Origin of the sequence: Acidovorax sp. (assembly GCF_022763525.1) — a bacterium.
Lineage (GTDB): Bacteria > Pseudomonadota > Gammaproteobacteria > Burkholderiales > Burkholderiaceae_C > Acidovorax.
On sequence record NZ_JALEGG010000199.1, the window covers coordinates 1 to 20,548 of the forward strand.

The window sequence follows — 20,548 nt, forward strand, 5'->3', positions numbered from 1 at the left end:
CCGACAGCGCAAGCCGAGGCTCCGAAGCACCGGAAGCGGCAGCACCGGCCATCGGCTCGACTGCGCTGGCAGTGGGCGCGGCAGGCGTCACGCCGCGCGAACCCGTTGCATCATCTTGTTGCCGGGGCAGAAACACCAGCACCAGCGCGCCGGCCAGCAAGGCCAGGACCAGCAGGCTCACAGAGCGAGGCGTTGACCGGGTCGAAAAAGACGAGGATGAAGACGCAGAGGAGGACGATTTGCTATGGGAGCCTTTCACCGGAGCGTTCAGCCCGCCGCCGTCTGTCGACAAGCGCGGACTCTTGCTTTGCGGCAACAACGATAGAACCGGAGTCGGATCCATCTTGAGGGTCCTGCACATGCTCGAAGCCAGCGCACGCACGAAGACTGTATCCGGCAAGGCCTGGTAGTTGTCCGCTTCCAGGGCTTCCAACTTGCTCACCGGCACTTTCAACGCCACCGCCAGCGCGGCGATATGGATGCCGGCGGCTTGCCGCGCTTCTCTCAACAGCGCGCCCGCGGTCACGCCCCCCTCTTCCAAGACCTCACTCATTGAATGCCCCGCGCTCGTATGCCCCGAGTTCCCGGGAATCCGGGAACCGCTTTCGCAACTGGTCCGCCAATTGCCTCATCGCCACCGTATCTCCCAATGCGCGCTCAACCTTGATCCCCAGCCACAGCGACTCAGAGTTTGCAAACTGGCTGTTGTTGAGACGCCGGATATAGAACTGCGACTTGCTCAGCTCATTGCGCCGGAAAAAAAGCGAAGCCAAGTGATATCCCACGATGGGATTGGATGCATCCAGTTCATAGGCCTTGAGCAGGGACTGCTCGGCTTCTGCAAATTGTCCTGCTTCCGATTGGCAGAGCCCTCGGGCCATCAGCGTCTTGCTACGAGCGGTGTACGCCGGGTTTCCAAGCGCCCGCGCGAACTGCTGATCCGCTTCGGCGAACTTGCGCTGCTGGCAAAGTAGCCAGCCATAGTTGTGCAGAATATTCGAGTCGCCGCCGCGCAAGGCGAGCGCTCGACGAAAACTCTCGTCTGCCTGCGCAAAATCACCCAACCGCAGATAGATCAGGCCTCGCAGGTTGAATGCGTCTGGATAAGTAGCGTCCGCAGCCAGCGCCTGCTTGACCTCATCCAGGGCCACAGCAGTCTGGCCGTTTTCGAAATAGTTGGAAGCCAGTTCCAGGCGGATACGAGCCCGGCGGCGCGTCTCAGGCTCGTCCGACGGCGTGACGAGCCCCGCATTGGCATCTGCGGCTGGGGCGCTTGCGGTCGTCGCGCAGCCCTGCAGCACCGCCATCAAGGCAGTCGCACCGCACACCATGAGGGGCCAACGGCGCCAGCGCCGCCCACGTCCAACCATTCCCACCATGTAAAGCCTCCTTGAAATCCATCGGGTGCCTGCGATCAAGTCACCGGCTTGAGCGCGATTGTCCGCTGCTTTGCCATCCGCTCAGCTGCGCGCGTCCGATCCTTGACATCACCAGCGAGTTGACCGCAGGCAGCGTCAATATCGTCCCCACGGGTCTTACGCACTGTGGTGACGATACCTGCATCACTCAAGGCTTTCGCAAAAGCCAACACTTGATGTTGGGGCGAACGCAGCAGTCCGGATGCCGGAAACGGATTGAAGGGGATGAGGTTGAACTTGCAGCGTATGCCAGTCCCTCCAGCTCCCCGGACCAACTGGATCAGTTGCTGAGCATGCTCCATCTGGTCGTTGACGCCATCGAGCATGCAGTATTCGAACGTGATGAAATCGCGTGGCGCATGCACCAGGTAGCGATTGCAAGCTGCCAGCAGTTCTTCGATAGGGTATTTTCGATTGAGCGGCACCAAATTGTCGCGCAGCGCGTCATTCGGCGCGTGGAGCGACACCGCAAGGGCCACCGGGCAATCTTCGGCGAGGCGATCCATCATGGGGACAACCCCGGAGGTCGATACGGTCACCCGTCGACGCGAAAGACCGTAGCCATGGTCATCCAGCATGACGCGCAGGGCCGGTACAAGCGCCGAGTAGTTCTGCAGGGGCTCGCCCATACCCATCATGACCACGTTCGAAATCACGCGATCCTCAGACTGGAGCCGCTTTCGCAGGGAGTGCTCGGCAAACCACAGTTGGGCAATGATTTCACCCGTGGTCAGGTTCCTGCTGAACCCCTGGTGACCCGTAGAGCAAAAACGGCATCCTACGGCGCAGCCCGCCTGCGACGAGATGCAGAGCGTTCCGCGGTCGTCCTCGGGGATGAACACCGATTCCACCGCGTTGCCATCGCCCACATCGAACAGCCACTTGACCGTACCGTCAGCGGACACGTGCTCGGAAATGACAGGCAGTGCCTGCACACGAGCGCAGCCCTTGAGTTTGTCGCGCAGTGTCTTGGCCAGATCGCTCATGGCGTCAAAATCACTGGCTCCCCGCTGGTGGATCCAACGGAAAAGCTGGGTTGCGCGAAACCGTTTCTCCCCGAGGTCCTGACAGAAAGCTGCCAGGCCATCGAGGTCAAATTCCAGCAAATTGGTGGTCGTCACTGCGCCCTCCATTGAGCGGGCCGAGCGCAGTCATCCCCATGGCACAGCACTCCCACCACGGCGGGAACAGGCATGGGGACGTCCATCTCAGCGCGAGTAGATATTCAGGCCGGGAAAGAAGAATGCCACTTCAGCCTGGGCGGTTTCTGCAGCGTCGGAGCCATGCACGGCATTGGCGTCGATGCTGTCTGCGAAGTCGGCGCGGATGGTGCCAGCTTCGGCCTTCTTGGGGTCCGTGGCACCCATGAGTTCACGGTTCTTCAGAATGGCGTTTTCGCCCTCCAGAGCCTGGATCATCACAGGGCCGGAAACCATGAAATCCACCAGATCCTTGAAGAAGGGACGCTCTTTGTGAACAGCATAGAACTGCTCAGCTTCCAGGCGCGAAAGATGGGCCATGCGTGCAGCCACGATCTTGAGGCCAGCCGCTTCAAAGCGTGCGTAGATCTGACCAATCACATTCTTGGCGACTGCGTCGGGCTTGATGATGGAGAGGGTGCGTTCGATTGCCATGTTGGTTTCCTGAATGGATGTTGCTGAGATTCGTTTGTCCACGGGACAAAGCCCGCGATTCTAACCGGGGCCCGTGCCAAAAGAGCCCTTACCGCCCGCCGCCCCCGCGTCGTGGGCCACCACCGCCCGGACGGCGCTTGTCCTGCCGATGACGCGAAAGGCTGTCCATGCCGATGTATCCCACGGACGTTTTCATCGGGTCCGGCTGCGCAGCACCGCGCTGGCGGTCCCCTGCGCCGGCATTGTTGCTGCGGGCCGCACCCGTCCCACCACCGCGACGCGGGTTTTGATTGCGGCCGCCTGCAGATGGCCCGGCCCCTGGCGCTGCCTCGCGGCGCCCCCCGTTGCGCTTGCCACCATTGCGCCCAGCCCCGGTCCTGCCTTCCGCCCGAGCCCCGTCAGCAACATCAGGCCGCCCTGCTCCTGCCGCTTGAATCAGGGCCCGGATATCGCTTTCGTCCAGCTCCAGCCACGCCCCGCGCTTGAGCCCGCGCGGCAACATCATGGCGCCGTAGCGGATGCGGATCAGCCGGCTCACGGCATGGCCCACCGACTCAAACATGCGACGCACTTCACGGTTGCGCCCTTCGGAAATGGTGACGCGGTACCAGCAGTTGGAGCCTTCACCCCCTCCGTCTTCGATGGAGCCGAAAGACGCCATTCCGTCGTCCAGGCGCACGCCATCCAGGAGCTTCTGCTTTTCTTCGTTGCTCAGAGCGCCCAGCACGCGCACGGCGTACTCGCGCTCCAAGCCGAAACGGGGGTGCATCAGCTTGTTGGCCAGTTCGCCCGAACTGGTGAACAGCAGCAGCCCTTCCGTGTTCAGGTCCAGACGCCCGACCGACTGCCACTTGCCTTGCATGAGCCGTGGCAGTTTGCGGAACACCGTGGGACGGTTTTGGGGATCGTCGTGAGTCACGACTTCACCCACAGGCTTGTGATACGCGATCACGCGCGCAGGCGGCGGATCGATCCTGTAGCGGATGGGCTTGCCGTTGACCTTGACTTGGTCGCCAAACTGGATGCGCTGGCCGATGTGGGCAGGCTCGTTGTTGACGGAGATGCGGCCCTCCAGGATCAGTTGCTCCATCTCCAGGCGAGACCCGAGCCCCGCCTGGGCCAGCACCTTGTGGAGCTTGGGCGTTTCCACTTGCGGGAGCAAAACACGCTTGGCGGGCACCGACTCTGCCGAGGCATCGTCTTCGTCAAAACGGCCCGATACCACGTCTTCGAACTGATACCCCTCCACCGGAGCCGCCGATGCCTTAGGTTGTCCTCGCCGGCCACGGTCTGCACGCGCCTGCGCCCCCCCCTGCCTGTTCTTCGCATCCCCTTCGCGCTTGCGCTCAGAGCGATGCTGGAGGTCTTCCACATCCGAAGCGGTGGCTCCCGGTGCGACCACGGCAGCGTCGGCCATGTCGGTCGCCGAAGCCTCGACAGATTCGCCCTGCACAGCTGTATTTCGCATTGCATCCACCACTGGCTCAGGCGCCTGGGCCGGGTCTGCCACTACAGGACTTCCCTGGGTTTCACTCGCGGCAGCGGGCTCCGCTTTTTTCTTGCGGGGAGCACGTTTGGCTGCCGGTTTGGATGGCGCCGCCATGGCCACAGCGGGGGCGGCGTCCGGCAGATCAGCTGAAGGCTCGGAGATCGAATCGTTCATCACATGGTTTCCTGGATACCACCCGGGGTATCGGCATCGTCGTCACGGAGATCGGTCTCCGCGTCCTGAAAAAAATCGTCCACGGTCAGCGGTATGGCGTGGTCGGCCTTAGGCGCAGCCACCTCCATCTCATTCGCCGCAGGCGGCTGCACATCCGCGGCAGGCTCGGGATCGGGCCCAGGCTCGGCACCGGCATCCAACTCTCCCTGCGCAGCGGCGGCCATGGCTTCCAGCACGTTGGCGTTGCCGGTGGGGTCGTCCAGCACCGGCAACTGGTCCAGCGATTGGAGTCCCATGTCGTCGAGGAACTGCCGGGTGGTCGCAAACAGGGCCGGACGGCCCACCGTTTCGCGGTGCCCGATCACCTCTACCCACCCCCGGTCCTCCAACTGCTTGATGATCAGGCTGTTGACCGTCACACCCCGGATATCCTCGATATCGCCCCGTGTCACCGGCTGGCGGTACGCAATGATGGCCAGCGTTTCCATGGTGGCACGCGAGTAGCGCGACGGCTTCTCCGGATGCAGCCGGTCCAGGTACTCACGCATTTCGGGGCGGCTCTGGAAGCGCCAGCCGCTGGCAACCTGCACCAGTTCGACTCCCCTCTGTGACCATTCCAGCTGCAGGTCATGGAGCAACGTCTTGAGCGTGTCCGACCCCAGCTCGTCATTGAAAAGCACCCGGAGCTCACGCACAGGGATAGGCTGCTGCGCGCAAATCAACGCAGTTTCGAGGACCCGTTTGGCATCCACCGTATTCATGGTTCAGCGATTCCTGGAAAAGTGCCGCGCGTCGCAACGATGGCACATCAACAGCAGGGGGCGATCAAGGGGTGCGCTCTGCAGGAGCGCTGACGCGACGCGAGAGCCCGGAGGAATGGTTCCGTCTTCGGGCGGGGCCAAGTGGGCCGTCAGGGCGCATTGTAGCCCAGCCCCCAGAAAGACAGTGCCTGGCGCATGTCTTCGGGCACGGGGGCATGGAACTCCAGCGGCGCCCCGGTCACGGGGTGTACAAAGGCCAGACGGTACGCGTGCAGCGCCTGCCGGTGCAGCCCTCCCAGCGGGGCCCCCCCATAGAGGGTGTCGCCCACCAGGGGATGCTTGAGAGAAGCCATGTGAACACGGATTTGGTGTGTACGCCCGGTGTGCAGAGTGCACTGCACCCAGCAGCCTTCGGCATTTCCAGCCAGCCACCGGACGTCCGTTCGCGCCGCCTTGCCAGCGTGCGTCGCCAGATCCACCACCGCCATGCGCAGGCGGTTGCGAGGATCCCGGCCGATGGGGGCTTGTACCGTCTGGTTCTGCGGGCCTGTCCAGGCGCCATGGGCCAGTGCGAGATATTGGCGCTGCACCTTGCGCGCGGCAATCAGCGCCACCAACGCATCCATGGTGGAGCGATCGCGGGCCACCACCATCAACCCGCTGGTGTCCTTGTCGAGCCGGTGCACGATGCCAGCCCGGGGCACGGCGGCGGCTTTTTCGTCACGGCCCAGCAGGCCATTGAGCAGCGTGCCGCTCCAGTTGCCGGGCGCCGGGTGCACCACCAGACCCGCGGGCTTGTTCACCACCAGAAGGTGCGCATCTTCATAGACCACGTCAATGGCCATGGCCTCTGGACGGAAGGCCTGGCTTTGCAACGTAGGCCGCATCTCCAGCACCAGCTGGTCACCCGCCCTCACGCGGGTTGCGGCTTTCACCACGGGCTTGCCATTCAGGCTTGCAAGCCCCTGCGCCAGCAATTGCTGGAGGTAGCTGCGGGAGAATTCGGGAACCAGGTCGGCCAGTGCCCGGTCGAGCCGGAAGTCATGCTGCCCAGCACCGACCCGCATGGAGCGGACCTCGCTCCCGGCCTCCTCAGCGAGCCCCTCGGCTTCCTCGCTCAGCAGTTCGTCCGGCAGTCCCGCTGATTCTTGTCCGCAGCCGTCGGGGCTTTCAGCAGGCGATGCAGCCGCCATGCGCGTCAACGGGCAGGCAGGTAGCGAGAAGGATCAACAGGCTTGCCCTGCCGGCGGATTTCAAAGTGCAGCTTGACGCGATCCGCATCGGTGTTGCCCATCTCCGCGATTTTCTGGCCCTTGCGCACCGACTGGTCTTCCTTGACGAGCAAGGTCTGGTTGTGGGCGTAGGCGGTCAGGAAGGTGTTGTTGTGCTTGAGGATGACAAGGTTGCCATATCCGCGCAGGCCGGCCCCGGCATACACCACGCGGCCATCAGCCGCGGCCACCACCGGATCGCCCGCCTTGCCGGCAATGTCATAGCCCTTGTTGCGCGCCTCGTCAAAGCCGGCAATCAAAGAGCCCGGAGCCGGCCAGATGAACGCCATGTCGTCCTCGCCAGAAGCGGCGGGCGAAGCAGGTGTCGTAGGCGCCACCGCAACCACCGCGCCCGAGGCAGGGGATGATGCGGCGGGCTTGGCCGAGCTCGCTGGCGCAGCCGGCGTGCTGGCGGGTGCAGCGGGTGTGACTGTCGAAGATGCCACGGGGCGGGTGACCACGCCGGTGTCGGACGCCACCGCCTGCGATGCAGGAGCGGGAGGAGCCACCCGGAGGACCTGGCCCACCTCGATCAAATTGGGGTTCTCCAGGTTGTTCCAGCGTGCAACGTCTTTCCAGCTCTGGCCCGACTCGAGACCGATGCGGATCAGCGTGTCGCCAGGCTTCACGGTGTAGTACCCTGGCTTGCCCGCATTTTCAGCACCGGGCAGGGGCTTGAGCGGGGCGCCTACCACCACACCCGGTTGAGTGGAAGGCGCGGGCGCGGATGCGGAGGAGGAGGTGCCTCGATCTTCCACTGGAGCCTTGCTCAGCCGGGTGCCACAGCCGGTGAGCGCCAAACCCGCCAGTGCCACGGTAAACCCAACCACAAGACCACGCGATACGAACATAAGCAATTCCCTTTAGGCAATCCCCGATTTTAGGGGGACAAAATGCACGGGCTCCAGCACGCATTGTTTCAATCCGTGCGGGGTTTTGTCGATGACAAGCAACATCTGCTGCCCTCCAGTGAGGGCCATCGGCGCCACCAGCCGCCCCCCAACGGCCAGTTGCTCACACCAGGCCTGCGGCACCGCATCGCCGCCCGCCGCGGCAATGATGGCCGCGTAGGGAGCGCCCTTCGCATACCCCAGCATCCCGTCGCCCAGCAGCAGGTGGACATTGGCCAGGCGGAACGGCCGCAGGTTGTGGCGAGCCTTGTCGTGCAGGCCGCGCAGGCGCTCCAAGGTGTAGACCTCGCGCGCCAGATGGCTCAGCACGGCCGCCTGGTAGCCGCAGCCCGTGCCGATTTCCAGTACCCGCCCCAATCCGCCGCTGCGCGCACTCTCCGCACCCAGCAGCAACTCGCACATGCGGGCCACCACGTTGGGCTTGGAGATCGTCTGGCCCAGGCCGATAGGTAAGCTGGTGTCCTCGTATGCCTGATTGACCAGCGCACTGTCCACGAAACGATGGCGCTCCACCGCGCCCATGGCCTGGAGCACAGGTGCCGAAGTGATGCCGCCTGCCGCCAGCTTTTGCACCATGCGGGCGCGCACTGCCGCTGAGTCGAGCCCCACGCCGGACGGCGCCGCTGCCACTGGCGCGCGGGCCGCGGATGCGAGGGGCGCCGGGCGGGGAGGTGCAGTGCCTGCCCCCGGCAGCCTAGCCGGGAATCCGGGGCGCCGCTGCATCACGCCGCGGGGGCGCGCTCTGCCCCCTGTTCCATGCGCGACGCGGTCTGAGCCCAGTACCCCAGGTTCTCGTGATCGGTCAGGTCCACCTTCAAGGGCGTGATCGACACATGCCCTTGCGCCGTGGCATGGAAATCGGTGCCCTCCGCGTCATCCTTGGCGGCTCCAGCGCCACCGATCCAGTACATGGCCTCGCCCCGTGGGCTTTCCTGCACGATGACCCGCTCTGCCGCATGGCGACGCCCCAGCCGGCACAGCCGCACAGGCTTGAGCACATCCAGCGGCAGGTTGGGGATGTTCACGTTCAGAAGCCAGGGTGTTTCGTTCACCAGCTGCTGCGCGCGCATCTGGCCCACCATCTCCCGCGCCTTGGCGGCGGCGGCCTCGATCTCGCCCCAGCCCTTGTCGACCTGCGAGAACGCGATGGCCGGAATGCCGAACAGATAGCCTTCCATTGCCGCCCCGACCGTACCTGAGTAGATGGTGTCGTCGCCCATGTTGGCGCCGTTGTTGATGCCCGAAACCACCAGATCCGGCCGGTAGCCCAGCAGGCCGGTCAGCGCGATATGCACGCAGTCGGCCGGAGTGCCGTTCACGTAGCGGAACCCGTTGTGCGCCGTGTGCACGTACAGCGGCGAATGCAAGGTCAGTGCGTTCGACTTGGCGCTGTTGTTGTGCTCAGGCGCGACCACTTCCACCTCCACCCCTTCGAGGGTCTTGAGCGCGTCGTGCAGCGCCACAATGCCCGGGGCCTGGTAGCCATCGTCGTTGGAAATCAGAATTTTCATGGGTTGCAGCAGGGGTTGCAACGGATTGTAGGTGGGAGGTCCGGCGGACAGGCGAGCCCTTGTCACCCGTCGCTCGTGGGACATCGGGCGGCCGGAAGCGCCCCCTATCATGCGTTTCCGATACCGACAGGAGACTTTTCCATGCACGCTTGGCTTTGCACCAACCCCACTGGCGTCGACGCCCTGAGCTGGACCGAACTGCCCACGCCCACGCCCAAAGCGGGCGAGGTGCTCATCGAGATCAAGGCGGCCAGCCTGAACTTTCCGGATCTGCTGATCGTGCAGAACAAGTATCAGATGAAGCCGCCCCTGCCCTTCGTGCCCGGCTCGGAATACGCAGGGGTCGTGGCCGCCGTGGGCGACGGCGTCACACACCTCCAGGTCGGCCAGAACGTGGCCTGCCTTTCGGGCACCGGGGGCTTTGGCACCCACACCCTTGCGCCTGCGGCGCTGTGCATGCCGCTGCCCGATGGCTTTTCGCACGTGGATGCTGCCGCCTTCATCATGATCTACGCCACGTCCTACCACGCGCTGGTGGACCGGGCTCAGCTCAAGGCAGGCGAAACCGTGCTGGTGCTGGGTGCCGCTGGCGGGGTGGGAACGGCCGCGATCCAGATTGCCAAGGCCATGGGGGCGCGCGTGATCGCAGCCGCCTCCAGCGACGAGAAGTGCGCGCTGTGCACCTCCATCGGCGCGGACGCGACCATCAACTACAGCCGGGACAACCTGCGCGACGCGATCAAGGCGCTCACCGACGGCAAGGGTCCCGATGTGATCTACGACCCCGTGGGCGGCGACTTTGCCGAGCCGGCCTTCCGCTCCATCGCCTGGCGCGGCCGCTACCTGGTGGTGGGCTTTGCCTCCGGCCCCATTCCCTCGCTGCCGCTGAACCTGGCGCTGCTCAAGGGCGCCTCCATCGTCGGCGTGTTCTGGGGCGACTTCGCAAAGCGCGAGCCCAAGGCCAACGCCGCCATGATGGGCGAGCTGGCGCAGTGGTACGCACAGGGCAAGATCAAACCCGTGATCGACCGCACCATGCCCATGGCCGAACTGCCCGCTGCCTACGCCCACATGGGCTCGCGCGGCGTAATGGGCAAGCTGGTGATGGTGAACTGACGGGCCGCCGTCCCTGCTGCGGCGCCTCTGCAAAGGGGCAGAGAGCGCGCTGATGCTGTGTCACACTCGCTGTTCCCGCTCCATTGACACTGCACTGTTGTCCGCACATGGCCGACCGACCACCTTCCGAGATCGCGCGCGAGACGCTCAAGCAACTGGCAGCCCGGCGGCTGCCCCCTACGCCGGACAATTACCTGGCGCTCTACGACGAAATCGCGGGCACGCGCAGCCCACAGCCTTTTCCCGAAGGCCCTTTGCACCAGATCCTGCGCGTCCTGCCGGGGCAGACACCCGCGCAGAAGCGGCTCCTGGGCCAGTTTGAACGTGCCGTCAATCACAAAGACTGGACCTCGGTCCAGAGTGTGATGGTCGGCTACGCCAACCTGGGGCTGAGCCCGGCGGCCGCAGCCGCGCCGGTGGAAACCGCCGATGCCGCCGCAGGCGTCGGCGCCGCCCCTGGCATCCTGCCGGACGAGTTCGCCCAGATGCTGGCCCGCTTGATCGACAACACCCTGCCCGCCCTGGGCGAGGACGATGCCCGCGTGATCGAGATGGCGCAAAAGCTCATCGCCTTCCTGAAGGAGCCCGCGCCGCCCATCTCCACGGTCCAGCTCATGCTGGGCAACTTTGCCTACCGGGTGTCTTTCGCCACCGAGGACCAGGCCGCCATCCGCGCGAGCCTGCTGGACCTGCTGCGCATGGTGTTCGAGAACATCGCCGTGCTCAGCGTGGAAGACCGCTGGCTGCACGGCCAGGCCGAGGCGCTGATGGCCGCCTCCACCCCCCCGCTCACCCTGCGTCGGCTGGACGATGTGCAGCGCCGGCTCAAAGACGTGATCTTCAAGCAGACCGAGGCCAAGGCGCGGACTGTGGAAGCACAGGAACAAATGAAGGAGATGCTTGCCACCTTCATCGAGCGGCTGGCCAAGATCACCGCCTCCAGCACCACCTACCAGGGCACCATGGCGCGTTGCGCCGACCTGATCGGCAAGGCCAACACCCTCGAAGAGATCGCCCCGGTGCTCCACGAGGTGATGAGCGCCACCCGCGCGATGGCGCTGGACAGCCGCGTGGCCCACGACGAGCTCCACGACCTGCGCGAACGAACCGAGGCCAAGCACGCCGAGGTGGTCAAGCTGCAAGAAGAACTCGACCGGGCCAGCGCCCAGGCGCGGCACGACCCGCTCACCGGCTCGCTCAACCGCAAGGGCCTGGACGAGGCCATGGAGCGCGAAATCGCCCGCGCTCGCCGCCTGGGCTCGCCCCTGTGCCTGGCGCTGCTGGACGTGGACAACTTCAAGACCATCAACGACCGCCTGGGCCACGCGGCTGGCGACGCAGCCTTGGTCCACCTGGCCCAGGTCACCCGCGAGGTCATGCGGCCGCAGGACCTGCTGGCACGCTATGGCGGCGAGGAATTCGTGCTGGTGCTGCCCGACACCGCGGTGGACAGCGGCGTGGCCGCCATGACGCGGCTCCAGCGCGAACTGACCACCCGCTTTTTCCTTCAGGGCAGCGAGAAGGTGCTCATCACCTTCAGCGCGGGCGTCGCCCAGTTGCACGACAGCGAGGACAGCCTGGACGCCATCCGCCGCGCCGACCAGGCGATGTACCTGGCCAAGCGCTCGGGGAAGAACCGGGTGATGGCGGCATAGGACGGTGGAGCCCCCCCTGAGCCGCCTTCGGCGCCTTCCCCCCTTTCCTTCGGGAGGGGGCCGCCACCAGCGCACGCAAGCGAAGCGCCGCATCGGCAGCTTGGCAGCCCTTGCGCGGTGGCCGCTGTTCTGGGCCGCGCCTGTTTTCAACGCAGCGCTTCTTTTGAGAATCTGGCGATGACTCTGCAGCGGGAACGACGCAGCTTTTTGCGCTACGCGGCCTTCGCCGCTGCCCCAGCTACCCTGCCCCGCTGGGCGTGGAGCCATCTTCCCGCGCTGCAAGCCAATCCCTTCGCCCTGGGCGTCGCCAGCGGCGACCCCGGACCGGACGGTGTGGTGCTGTGGACGCGGCTGGTGCTGGCCGATCCGGCCCAGATGCAGGCCGCCCACACCGTGCGGTGGGAGGTGGCGCACGATGCCCGGTTTGCGCAGATCGTGCAAAAGGGCGAGGCCACGGCCGTGCCGGCACTAGGCCACAGCGTGCACGTGGAGTTGCGCAACCTGCAGCCCGCGCGCTGGTACCACTACCGCTTCATGCTGGGCGATGCCGTCAGCACCGTTGGGCGCACGCGCACGGCCCCGGAGCCCGGCGACCTGCCCGCCGCGCTGCGCATCGCCTTTGCCTCGTGCCAGCGCTGGGAGCACGGCCACTACGCCGCCTGGCGGCATCTGGTGGCCGACCAGCCGGACCTGGTGCTGTTCCTGGGCGACTACATCTACGAATACGCCACGCCCAAAACCACCACCGACCTGGCGCGCACCCACAGCCTGCGCCACGCCACGACACTGGCGGACTTTCGGGACCGCTACGCCCTGCACAAGAGCGACCCCGCCCTGCAAGCCGCGCATGCCGCCTGCCCCTGGGCCGTGACCTGGGACGACCACGAGGTACAAAACGACTACGCCGCTGGCGCAGGACAAGCCCGGGGCGAGGACGCACAGAGCTTTTTGACGCTGCGCAGCGCCGCCTGGCAAGCCTTCTACGAGAACATGCCCCTGCGCGCCGCGAGCCTGAACCGCACGCTGCCCGACACTCGCTGGGATGCACTGCAGGTCTACCGCCGCCTGCGCTGGGGCCGCCTGGCGCACATTCATCTGCTGGACAGCCGCCAGTACCGCAGCTGGCAGGCCTGCCGCGCGCCCCAATCCGCCAGCGCGGGCAGCGTGCGCGCAGCCGACTGCGCCGACCTGGCGAGCCCCGCCCGAACCCTGCTGGGCACAGCACAAGAGCAGTGGCTGGACACCGGGCTGGCCGCCGACGCCCAGAGCGAGAACCCCACTCGCTGGAGCGTACTGGCCCAGCAGACCCTGTTTTCGCCGCGCCACTACCCGTCTGGCGTCACCTCCGCCGACAGCTGGGACGGCTACCCGGCCGCCCGAAGCCGCCTGCTGAAGGCCGTGGCGGGACATGCGCCGCGCAACACCGTGCTGCTGGGTGGCGACATCCATCAGAACTACGTCTGCCGTGTCCACGCCGATCCCCTTCGGCCCGACTCGCCCGTGGTGGCCAGCGAGTTCTGCAGCACCTCGATCAGTTCGCGCTCGGGCACTACGCAAGACAAGGTGGACGCCATCGCCCGGCACAACCCGCACGTCCTGCTGGCCCGGTGCGACCGGCGCGGCTATGGCCTGGCGGACGTCACGCCCTTGCGGTGGACCACCACCCTGCGCGTGGTGGACGATCCGCTGCGCGCGGACAGCGGCGCGAGCACGCTCGCACAGTTTGTGGTGGAAGACAGGCGGCCTGGACCCCAGCCCGCTTGACAGCGCGCCGGCGTGGAGGTCTGGCGATCCGCTACATCATTGATAGCTGCTCGCGCTGGATGGATAAGCGCCACAGGCCAAAAACATCGAGATCCCTCTCCTCCAGGTTCCTGGCCCCTACCCTTGCGGGCCGGGCCAGACAACACCAAGCCCGGAGGCCGCGCCGCCGTCAAGCCCCCCACTCCGAAGCCTGTAGCGCGATGTAACGCCGCAGTGCCGCCATGGCCCGTCCCGCTTACCATGGCCGCTTCTTCGCTTCTTGCCATCCAGGAGTCGTTCATGCCCCAAACCACCACGTCCGCCCGGCCCTCTGCCCGCGTCATCACGTTCAGCCTGAGTTTGCTGGCCTCGGCCGTGTTGCTGGCAGGCTGCGCCAGCAAGCCTTCGCAGTTCGCCTACACCGTGCCAGCCCAGCCCGAAGGCTCGTCGGGCTACACCGAGAAACCCGGCTGGGCCACCGAGAAGTTCGCCGTGGCCGCCGCCAACCCGTTGGCGACAGATGCGGGCTATCAAATCCTCAAGGCCGGAGGCTCGGCCATCGACGCCGCCATTGCCGTGCAGATGGTGCTGACCCTGGTCGAGCCGCAGTCGAGCGGCATCGGCGGCGGTGCCTTCCTGCTGCACAGCACGGGCAAGACTGTGGAGGCCTATGACGGCCGCGAGACCGCCCCAGCCGCCGCGGACGAAAAACTCTTCCTGGGTGCCGACGGCAAACCCGTGCCGTTCTACGACGGCGTGGTGGGCGGCCGTTCGGTGGGCGTGCCCGGCACCGTGCGCATGCTGGAGATGGCGCACAAGCAGCACGGCAAGCTGCCCTGGGCCACGCTGTTCCAACCCGCCATCACGCTGGCGGAGGGTGGCTTCAAGGTGAGCGCACGGCTCAACACCCTGGTCAAGGCCGACCAGCACCTCAAGAAGGACCCGGTGGCTGCCGCCTATTTCTACAAGGCCGACGGCGACGCGCGCGATGTGGGGGTGAACCTGCGCAACCCCGAACTGGCCGCCGTGCTGCGCAAGATCGCTGCCGAAGGCAGCAAGGCCCTGCACGAAGGCGAAATCGCCCAGGCCATCGTGGACAAGGTGCAAAAACACCCCACCAACCCCGGCAAGCTCAGCCTGGCCGACCTGGCTGGCTACCAGCCCAAGAAGCGCGAAGCCCTGTGTCACGACTACCAGGTGCAAGCCAAGGACTTCCGCGTGTGCGGCTTCCCGCCGCCCAGTTCGGGCGCCATCGCCGTCGGGCAGATTTTGGGCATCCTCAAGAACACCGACGCCGCCGCCAAGCCGCTGCAGGACGGCCTTCAAGGACAGGCGCCGAGCGCCGACTGGCTGCACCTGTACACCGAAGCGGCCCGCCTGGCCTTTGCCGACCGCGCGCAGTACGTGGCCGACCCCGACTTCGTGCAGCCCCCGGCCGGCAGCTGGAGCAGCCTGCTTGCCCCCGCTTATCTGGCCGAGCGCGCCAAGCTCATCGGCGCGCAGAGCATGAAGATCGCGCAACCGGGCAACCCCGGCGCGGTCAAGACCGGCTACGCCCCCATGCCCGACCAGCCCGAATATGGCACCAGCCATATCAGCATCGTGGATGCTTTCGGCAACGCGCTGGCCATGACCACCACCATCGAAGACCAGTTCGGTGCGCGGCAGATGGTCAAGGGCTTCCTGCTGAACAACGAACTCACCGACTTCAGCTTTGCCCCCACCGACGCGCAGGGCCAGCCCATTGCCAACCGCGTGCAGCCCGGCAAGCGCCCGCGTTCATCCATGGCCCCCACCCTGGTGTTCGACAAGGCCACCGGCGAGCTCTTGATGAGCGGCGGCAGCCCGGGCGGCGCGGCCATCATCCACTACACGGCCAAGACGCTCTACGGCGTGCTCAACTGGGGGCTGACGCCGCAGCAGGCCATCAACCTGCCCAACTTCGGTTCCATGAACGGACCCACCCTGCTGGAAGAGAAACGCTTCCCGCCCGCCACGGTGGAAGCCCTGCGCGCCCGTGGTGCCGAGGTGCGCGAGATGAACATGACCAGCGGGCTGCAGGCCATCACGCGCGGCAATGCGCACGGCAAGAAGCTGTGGATGGGTGGAGCAGACCCGCGGCGCGAAGGCGTGGTGATGGGGGATTGAGTGGCAGCGTCGCGCCATGCTGCGCGGCATGGCGCGATGGTCCGCAGACGGGCTGGAAACAGGCCCCATCTACGGACGGGCCACGGCCGGCGCACGGGAGAGCATCACTTGATGCGCCCAAGTGCACTTGTTGTGTCAGCCGTGGTCTTGGCCGGGTGCGAGCAGCACACCGTCCGGGTGCTCGCCCTCTCCTTCCAATACCAAGTCGGGGTTTTCAGATCAGACCTCGGCACTGCGGCAGTGAAAGAGGTGGCCAGACTCCAGCCAAGGCAGTTTCATAGATCCACCAGCCACGCAACACCCCCTGCGCAAGTCACCTTGTTCAAGGTCAAGCTCGACGCTCGGCTCAGTGCCAGGGTCACGGGCCGGGGTTCGAAAGCTGTCCCAAGGCTTGACGCTGCGGCCGCAAGTACGGCAGAAGGTGACAAGGCTCCATGGCGTGGCGCGATGGATCGAATATGGGTCAAATTGGCCTTTTGCGCATACCCAGAAAGCGCTGACAGCTATCAATAGATGATCAGTTCTGCCAGCGTGTGCGCCCACCTCGCTACAGTCGTGCCCATGGACCTTAAAAGCCTGCGCTACTTCATCGCCGTGGTCGAGGCCGGCAGCCTTTCGCGAGCGGCTGGCAGCCTCTACATTGCGCAGCCCGCGCTCACAGCGCAGATCAAGAAGCTGGAGTCGGAACTGGGCGCGCAGCTGCTGGAGCGCTCCCACGCGGGCGTCACGCCCACACAACCCGGCGTGCAGCTGTACCAGGACGCGCGGCGGCTGCTGAGCGATGCGGCGGCCATGCGCGAACGCATCCAGCGCCTGCCCCAGGGGCCTGAAGGCTCGGTCACCGTCGCCGTGCCGTTTCTGCTGTCGTCGCTGCTCATGGGCCCGCTGCTTGCGCACCTGAAGGACACCCATCCGCGCATCCGCGTGTTCGTGCTCGACGATCTCAGCCTCATGGTCAAGAAGGCCATGCTCGACCGGCGCGCGGACATCGGCATCCTGGTCGACACGCCCCATGTCGATGGCCTGGCGTGCCGGCCCTTCGCGCGCGAGTCCATGTATTTCTGCGGGCATGATGCGAGCGGCCGCGTGCGTGCCCTGCTGCAAGGTCCTTCGGCGCCCACCGCATCCGCGCGCCCCGATATCGATTTCGTTGTCGCCGCAGAGCAGCCCCTGGTGCTGCAGTCGCGCCGCTACTCGATCCGCCAGCAGGTGGAAGACGCTGCGGCCCAGCGCGGCACTGCGTTGAACATCGTGCACGAACACGACTCGGCCCGCGTGATCCGGTCGCTCTACGCCTGCGGCGCAGGCTTCACCTTCACGCCTGCCTGCGCAATGGGTGACACGCCCGCCATGGGGGCCGACTGGCTGGTCGCACGCGTGGTGAACCCGCAGATGACCCGCGCCTACACCCTGGCCACGGCGCCTGGGCGAGACGCAGACGCTGGCGGCGACGGCGTGATGCATGCTGTAGTACAAGCCTTGACCGAGGTGGCGCAGCGCCTGGTGTCCACAGGCCGGTGGGACGCCGAAGTTGCTGGACAGCCCGGCCCTGGGCGCGAATGACATGCAGCGGATTGACCATCCAACGTCTGACCATCAATCGAATTGATGGCTGCCGATCAGCAATCGGTATTTCCCTGATACCCCGTCTTCTGGAACAGTGACCGCATGCCCCGCGCTCGACGGGGCCGGTGTTTCAGGAGACAGCCATTACCACCACCTCGCCCCCCATTCCCCCGCGCGTGGTCGCCAACGTCGGCGCCCTCGTGGCGCGCAGCGCCCGCGCCCATGCCCGCCGCATCGCGGTCAAGAGCCCCGCGCGCAGCATCACCTACACCGAACTGGAGCAACGCTCCAACCGCCTGGCCAACGCCTTGCTGGGCCTGGGCCTGCAGCGCGGCGACCGCGTGGGCATCTACTTGCCCAACTGTGTCGAGGTCGTTGAGATCGAGATCGCCTGCTACAAGGCCGGGCTGATCAAGGCGCCGTTCAACGCCCGGCTCTCGCCCAACGAGGTCGGCGCCATTGCCGCCAACAGCGGTGCGGCGCTGATCGTCACCACCACCGAACGCGCCGAGACCATCCGCCCACATGTGGCGCAAAGCATGCCCGACGCCATGCCCCAGCTGCTGCTGACCGACGATGCGGGCCCCGCAGGGTATGAATCGGCACTGGCCCAGGCCAGCGACACGTTCACCCCGGTGGCCGTGTTCGAGGACGAAGTCGCCGTGCTGCACTACACCTCGGGCTCGTCCGGCGTGCTCAAGGCGGCCATGCAGACCTTCGGCAACCGCCTTGCGCAGCTGCGCAAGTTCCTCACCCGCTCGGACGGGCAGCAGCCCGGCCACATCCTGGGGCTGGTGGGCCCGATCACCCACGCATCGGGCATGCAGATGGTGCCGGCGCTGTGCCAGGGGGTCACCATCCGCCTGTTCAACGGCTTCGAGCCCCCGCGCTTCATCGCCGACATGCGGGCCGACCGAGTGACCCACACCTTCATGGTGCCCACCATGATCAACATGCTGCTGGCCGAGCTGGAGGGCCAGTACCGCCCCCTGCCCGACCTGCTGCGCCTGGGCTACGGCGCCGCCCCCATGGCGCCCGCGCGCATCCTGCAGGCCATGGACGTGTTCGGGCCCATCCTGCAGCAAGGCTACGGCGCGGGCGAGACGACCTCGGGCGTATGCGGCCTGTCGGTGGAGGACCACCTGTTTGCCCGCGCGGCGCGGCCCGAGCGGCTGGCCTCGTGCGGGCGCCCGTTTCTGGAATGCGATGTGCAGATCCTGGGCGACGACGGCCAGCCCGTGGCCACCGGCGAGATCGGCGAGATCGTGGTGCGCGGCGACGACATCTTTGCGGGCTACTGGCGCGCGCCCGAGCTGACGGCCGAGGTGCTGAAGGACGGTGCCTACCACACGGGCGACCTGGCGCGCATGGACGATGAGGGCTACGTCTACATCGTGGACCGCAAGAAGGACATGGTGATCAGCGGCGGGTTCAACGTGTACCCGTCGGAGGTCGAGGCCGTGCTGTACCAGCACGACGCGATTGCCGATGCCTGCGTGTTTGCCGTGCCCGATGAAAAATGGGGCGAGGCCGTGGCCGCGCACGTGGTGCTCAAGCCCGGCCGCGCGGCCGGCGCCGACACCACCGCTGCGATCGATGCGTTCTGCGCCCAGCACCTGGGCGGGTTCAAGCGGCCCCGGCGCATCGAGTTCGTCACCACCCTGCCCAAGAACCCCAACGGCAAGGTGATGCGCCGCGCCGTGCAGGCGCCGTACTGGGAGGGGCGTGGGCGGATGGTGAACTAGGTACATCCCCCTGAGGCGCTGCGCGCCTTCCCCCTTCTCTCGCATCGCTGCGCGCTGCGGGAAGGGGGACGACGCCCTCGCTGCGGGGCGGCCCTTGCTCGGCGTCTCTCGCCTGGGCCTGCGCCAGTTTCCAGAGCCCGCTGTCACAGCCAACGACAAGGAATCCTGACATGAACAACGACATTACATCCCCCCTCCCCGCGCCGCTGTTTCCCGGCATGCCTTTTGAGGGCTCGCCCCAGGCGGCCGAACTGATCGCGCGCATCAGCGAGTTTCTGTATGGCGAGTTGGCGGCGCTGGCGCGCGAGCATGGCATCGACCACGAGAACGCGCCCGACAAGGCTTTGCTGCAGCAGGTGTGGAAACGCTCGCACGCTTTGGGCTTTTACGGCATGACGCTGCCGCAAAAGATGGGCGGCCTGGGCCTGTCCACACTGGACCATGTGCTGGTCAAGGAAGCCATCTACGCCAGCGGCTCGCCGTTTGCCCCCCATGTGTTTGGCGAGCTGAGTGGCCCGCCGCGCGTGGGCGCGCTGGCGCGCATGGCCACGCCGCACCAGATGCAGCAGTTCATCCTGCCAGTGGCCCGGGCCGAGATGGCCATCTGCTTCGCACTGACCGAGGCCGAGGCCGGATCGGACGCTGGCAACGTGCAGACGCGCGCCGTGCGCGAGGGCGACGACTACGTGATCACGGGCACCAAGCGCTTCACCTCGGGCTCGCCGTTTGCCGACTACGCGGTGCTGATGGCGTCCACCGCCACACACGACGACCCCGACCCGAAAAAGCGCGAGGTCACGGCCTTCTTTGTGGACCTGCATGCACCCGGCGTGCGCGTGGAGTCGGGCTACAAGACCATGGCCGGCCAGACGAGCACGGGCAACATCGTGCTGGACGGAGCGCGCGTGCCCGCCGCCAACCTGATCGGCGAACCCGGGCGCGGCCTGGCGCTGGCGCTGGGCCGCATCAGCGTGAACCGCCTGCTGCACTGCCCGGCCATGCTGGGCCTGGCGCAGGTGGCCCTGCGCGATGCACGCGACTACGCGCAGCAGCGCCACCAGTTCGGCCGTGCCATCGGCCAGTTCCAGGCCATCCAGCACATGCTGGCCGACATGGCGACCGACTGGGCCGCCGCGCGCGGGCTGATGCTGGCCACGGCCCGCGCCATCGATGCAGGCGCCGAGCCGCGCGCCGAATCGTCCATGGCCAAGCTGTTCTGCTCGGAGGCGGCCTTTCGCATCGCCGACCGCGCGGTGCAGATCCACGGCGGCGAGGGCATCGTGCAGGGGCGGCGCGTGGAGTTCCTGTTCCGCATGCTGCGCATGTACCGCGTGCTCACCGGCACCAGCGAGATCCAGCGCAACACCATCGCGAAAGAGCTTTTGGCATCCCCCTGAGCGGCAGCG

At 66.4% G+C, this 20,548-nt stretch carries 17 protein-coding genes; 7 read left to right on the forward strand and 10 right to left on the reverse strand.

The features are described 5' to 3' along the window. The 10 genes from MRY84_RS15540 to surE form a co-directional block, all read right to left on the reverse strand. Positions 1-526 (reverse strand): helix-turn-helix transcriptional regulator (locus tag MRY84_RS15540; RefSeq protein ID WP_291506611.1); only part of this gene is annotated, 526 nt, incomplete at its 3' end. 19 nt (positions 527-545) lie between these two features. After that, a complete protein-coding gene (gene pilW / locus MRY84_RS15545; RefSeq protein ID WP_291506612.1) occupies positions 546-1,379 on the reverse strand; it encodes a type IV pilus biogenesis/stability protein PilW in 834 nt (277 codons plus the stop codon). Positions 1,380-1,414: 35 nt separating this feature from the next. Continuing rightward, the gene (gene rlmN, locus MRY84_RS15550; RefSeq protein WP_291506613.1) at positions 1,415-2,539 is read right to left on the reverse strand and encodes a 23S rRNA (adenine(2503)-C(2))-methyltransferase RlmN; all 1,125 of its coding nucleotides are present in this window, start codon (positions 2,537-2,539) and stop codon (positions 1,415-1,417) included. Positions 2,540-2,626: 87 nt separating this feature from the next. Beyond that, on the reverse strand, positions 2,627-3,052 hold the full coding sequence (gene ndk, locus MRY84_RS15555; RefSeq protein ID WP_291506614.1) for a nucleoside-diphosphate kinase: 426 nt from the start codon (positions 3,050-3,052) through the stop codon (positions 2,627-2,629). Positions 3,053-3,140: 88 nt separating this feature from the next. After that, complete coding sequence (locus MRY84_RS15560; RefSeq protein ID WP_291506615.1) at positions 3,141-4,715, reverse strand: pseudouridine synthase; 1,575 nt, start codon at positions 4,713-4,715, stop codon at positions 3,141-3,143. Beyond that, positions 4,715-5,476 (reverse strand): SMC-Scp complex subunit ScpB, encoded by a 762-nt coding sequence (gene scpB, locus MRY84_RS15565; RefSeq protein WP_291506616.1) that lies wholly within the window; start codon positions 5,474-5,476, stop codon positions 4,715-4,717. The genes MRY84_RS15560 and scpB overlap by 1 nt, the downstream gene beginning before the upstream one ends. Positions 5,477-5,625: 149 nt before the next feature. Next, the gene (locus MRY84_RS15570) at positions 5,626-6,669 is read right to left on the reverse strand and encodes an RluA family pseudouridine synthase (protein WP_291506617.1); all 1,044 of its coding nucleotides are present in this window, start codon (positions 6,667-6,669) and stop codon (positions 5,626-5,628) included. Between the two features lie 5 nt (positions 6,670-6,674). Beyond that, positions 6,675-7,598 (reverse strand): peptidoglycan DD-metalloendopeptidase family protein, encoded by a 924-nt coding sequence (locus tag MRY84_RS15575; protein WP_291506618.1) that lies wholly within the window; start codon positions 7,596-7,598, stop codon positions 6,675-6,677. A gap of 12 nt (positions 7,599-7,610) precedes the next feature. Next, a complete protein-coding gene (locus tag MRY84_RS15580; protein ID WP_291506619.1) occupies positions 7,611-8,381 on the reverse strand; it encodes a protein-L-isoaspartate(D-aspartate) O-methyltransferase in 771 nt (256 codons plus the stop codon). Then, positions 8,381-9,169, reverse strand: coding sequence for a 5'/3'-nucleotidase SurE (surE, locus tag MRY84_RS15585; RefSeq protein WP_291506620.1), 789 nt, complete (start codon positions 9,167-9,169; stop codon positions 8,381-8,383). The genes MRY84_RS15580 and surE overlap by 1 nt, the downstream gene beginning before the upstream one ends. A 141-nt stretch (positions 9,170-9,310) precedes the next feature. Here surE and MRY84_RS15590 point away from each other — a divergent pair, with 141 nt between their 5' ends. The 7 genes from MRY84_RS15590 (at position 9,311) to MRY84_RS15620 (ending at position 20,539) form a co-directional block, all read left to right on the forward strand. Then, the gene (locus MRY84_RS15590) at positions 9,311-10,285 is read left to right on the forward strand and encodes an NADPH:quinone oxidoreductase family protein (RefSeq protein WP_291506621.1); all 975 of its coding nucleotides are present in this window, start codon (positions 9,311-9,313) and stop codon (positions 10,283-10,285) included. A gap of 107 nt (positions 10,286-10,392) precedes the next feature. Beyond that, complete coding sequence (locus MRY84_RS15595) at positions 10,393-11,940, forward strand: GGDEF domain-containing protein (RefSeq protein WP_291506622.1); 1,548 nt, start codon at positions 10,393-10,395, stop codon at positions 11,938-11,940. Between the two features lie 177 nt (positions 11,941-12,117). Continuing rightward, positions 12,118-13,704, forward strand: coding sequence for an alkaline phosphatase D family protein (locus MRY84_RS15600; RefSeq protein WP_291506623.1), 1,587 nt, complete (start codon positions 12,118-12,120; stop codon positions 13,702-13,704). Between the two features lie 279 nt (positions 13,705-13,983). Further along, a complete protein-coding gene (locus MRY84_RS15605; RefSeq protein WP_291506624.1) occupies positions 13,984-15,831 on the forward strand; it encodes a gamma-glutamyltransferase family protein in 1,848 nt (615 codons plus the stop codon). Between the two features lie 561 nt (positions 15,832-16,392). Then, on the forward strand, positions 16,393-17,394 hold the full coding sequence (locus MRY84_RS15610) for a LysR family transcriptional regulator (RefSeq protein ID WP_291506630.1): 1,002 nt from the start codon (positions 16,393-16,395) through the stop codon (positions 17,392-17,394). Between the two features lie 146 nt (positions 17,395-17,540). Then, positions 17,541-19,142: an AMP-binding protein gene (locus tag MRY84_RS15615; RefSeq protein ID WP_291506631.1), complete on the forward strand. Its 1,602-nt coding sequence runs from the start codon at positions 17,541-17,543 to the stop codon at positions 19,140-19,142. A gap of 170 nt (positions 19,143-19,312) precedes the next feature. Then, positions 19,313-20,539: an acyl-CoA dehydrogenase family protein gene (locus MRY84_RS15620; RefSeq protein ID WP_291506625.1), complete on the forward strand. Its 1,227-nt coding sequence runs from the start codon at positions 19,313-19,315 to the stop codon at positions 20,537-20,539. Positions 20,540-20,548: the final 9 nt, after the last annotated feature.

What these genes read in the sequence shown, in the direction of transcription:
- pilW (WP_291506612.1), bottom strand. Translation starts at nt 1,379, where the DNA reads ATGGTGGGAATGGTTGGACGTGGGCGGCGCTGGCGCCGTTGGCCCCTC.
- ndk (WP_291506614.1), bottom strand. Translation starts at nt 3,052, where the DNA reads ATGGCAATCGAACGCACCCTCTCCATCATCAAGCCCGACGCAGTCGCC.
- MRY84_RS15560 (WP_291506615.1), bottom strand. Translation starts at nt 4,715, where the DNA reads ATGAACGATTCGATCTCCGAGCCTTCAGCTGATCTGCCGGACGCCGCC.
- scpB (WP_291506616.1), bottom strand. Translation starts at nt 5,476, where the DNA reads ATGAATACGGTGGATGCCAAACGGGTCCTCGAAACTGCGTTGATTTGC.
- MRY84_RS15570 (WP_291506617.1), bottom strand. Translation starts at nt 6,669, where the DNA reads ATGGCGGCTGCATCGCCTGCTGAAAGCCCCGACGGCTGCGGACAAGAA.
- MRY84_RS15575 (WP_291506618.1), bottom strand. Translation starts at nt 7,598, where the DNA reads ATGTTCGTATCGCGTGGTCTTGTGGTTGGGTTTACCGTGGCACTGGCG.
- MRY84_RS15580 (WP_291506619.1), bottom strand. Translation starts at nt 8,381, where the DNA reads ATGCAGCGGCGCCCCGGATTCCCGGCTAGGCTGCCGGGGGCAGGCACT.
- surE (WP_291506620.1), bottom strand. Translation starts at nt 9,169, where the DNA reads ATGAAAATTCTGATTTCCAACGACGATGGCTACCAGGCCCCGGGCATT.
- MRY84_RS15590 (WP_291506621.1), top strand. Translation starts at nt 9,311, where the DNA reads ATGCACGCTTGGCTTTGCACCAACCCCACTGGCGTCGACGCCCTGAGC.
- MRY84_RS15595 (WP_291506622.1), top strand. Translation starts at nt 10,393, where the DNA reads ATGGCCGACCGACCACCTTCCGAGATCGCGCGCGAGACGCTCAAGCAA.
- MRY84_RS15600 (WP_291506623.1), top strand. Translation starts at nt 12,118, where the DNA reads ATGACTCTGCAGCGGGAACGACGCAGCTTTTTGCGCTACGCGGCCTTC.
- MRY84_RS15605 (WP_291506624.1), top strand. Translation starts at nt 13,984, where the DNA reads ATGCCCCAAACCACCACGTCCGCCCGGCCCTCTGCCCGCGTCATCACG.
- MRY84_RS15610 (WP_291506630.1), top strand. Translation starts at nt 16,393, where the DNA reads ATGGACCTTAAAAGCCTGCGCTACTTCATCGCCGTGGTCGAGGCCGGC.
- MRY84_RS15620 (WP_291506625.1), top strand. Translation starts at nt 19,313, where the DNA reads ATGAACAACGACATTACATCCCCCCTCCCCGCGCCGCTGTTTCCCGGC.